We start from the raw sequence: 209 nt of genomic DNA on the forward strand, positions 1-209 counted from the left end.
CTCTTTTGTCATGCGCTCTCCCATGGCGTAGCCGACAATTTCGCACGTATAAACATCTTTGATGCCAGCGAGGTACAACCATCCCTCCTGTGTGGCAACATACGTCAGGTCCGCCACCCAGACCTGATTTGGTGCTGTAGGAGCGAACGTCTGGTTCAGCAGATTTGGCGCAACTGGCAGATTGTGGTTCGGGTTCGTAGTCGCTCTGA

The 209-nt window shown here is 53.6% G+C and carries 1 protein-coding gene; it reads right to left on the reverse strand.

Annotation, left to right across the window (positions count from 1 at the left end; all coding sequences use genetic code 11):
* A partial coding sequence (locus tag BHE85_RS20515; protein WP_146628013.1) for a DDE-type integrase/transposase/recombinase occupies nt 1-209 on the reverse strand: 209 nt, incomplete at both ends.

Origin of the sequence: Shigella sp. FC1567, from assembly GCF_001743015.1 — a bacterium.
Classification (GTDB): domain Bacteria; phylum Pseudomonadota; class Gammaproteobacteria; order Enterobacterales; family Enterobacteriaceae; genus Escherichia; species Escherichia coli.